The sequence below is a fragment of the Vibrio sp. 1580 genome, from assembly GCF_033340055.1.
This window is the reverse complement of record NZ_JAWOVT010000077.1, coordinates 1-1,088: the sequence shown is the minus strand read 5'-3', so window position 1 is coordinate 1,088 and position 1,088 is coordinate 1. Positions and strand designations below refer to the sequence as shown.

The following is a 1,088-nucleotide window of genomic DNA, read 5'->3' as shown; positions in this document are numbered from 1 at the left end:
GACCTAAATTAAGAGTCATGGGTAGTTTAGCACTTATCTATTTGGTTGCTACCTTTTAACCAGTAATTTACGATTTTTTCCGATTTAGATCAAAAAAGGCGCTGGAATGCGCCTTTTGTTATTATTGTGTTAAATGAAACTATGCGTCTGGGTAACCTTGTGGGTTATTTGATTGCCAGCGCCATGTGTCCCCTGTCATCTCTTCAAGAGTACGTGATGCTTTCCAGCCTAGTTCATTCATTGCTTTTGAAGGATCTGCCCAACATTCTGCAATGTCACCAGGTCGACGTTCAACCAGTTGGTATGGCACATTTTTACCGCATGCGCTTTCAAATGCTTTTACCATTTCAAGAACGCTGTAACCATTCCCGGTACCAAGGTTGTAGATGTGCAAACCAGCTTTACTGCCGACTTTTTCTAGCGCAGCAACGTGGCCATCTGATAGATCCATTACGTGAATGTAATCACGAACACCAGTACCATCTTTGGTTGGGTAATCACTACCGAATACAGATAGAAACTCGCGACGACCAACTGCTACTTGAGAAATAAATGGCATTAGGTTGTTCGGAATACCTTGCGGGTCTTCACCTAACTCACCAGTTGGGTGCGAACCAACAGGGTTGAAGTAACGAAGAAGTGTGATGCTCCAGTCTGGGTTCGCTTTTTGGAAGTCAGTTAAGCACTCTTCTACCATTAACTTGCTACGACCGTATGGGTTAGTCGCACTAGTTGGGAAGTCCTCAGTAATTGGTACTGATGCAGGATCACCATAAACTGTCGCAGATGAGCTAAATACCAGTGATTTCACGCCTGCTTCACGCATTGCGTCCACAAGAACAAGTGTGCCATTTACGTTGTTATCGTAATACTCAAGCGGTTTTTCTACTGATTCTCCGACTGCTTTTAGGCCAGCAAAGTGAATAACGGCTTCAATATTGTGTGCTTTTAGTGCCTCAACAAGCGCAGCCTTATCGCGAATATCCGCTTCGATAAAAGTTGGCTTTACGCCACATACTTTTTCAATGCGCTCTAAGACTGTGGATTTGCTGTTGTATAGGTTATCGAGAATAACTGGTGTCATACCA

Annotated in this window: 1 protein-coding gene; it reads right to left on the bottom strand. The window is 43.6% G+C overall.

What is annotated here, in order from left to right:
- Positions 1 to 139 precede the first annotated feature (139 nt).
- Positions 140 to 1,088: UDP-glucose 4-epimerase GalE (galE, locus tag R7093_RS24130; RefSeq protein WP_318146874.1), on the bottom strand; the 949-nt coding region annotated here is incomplete at its 5' end.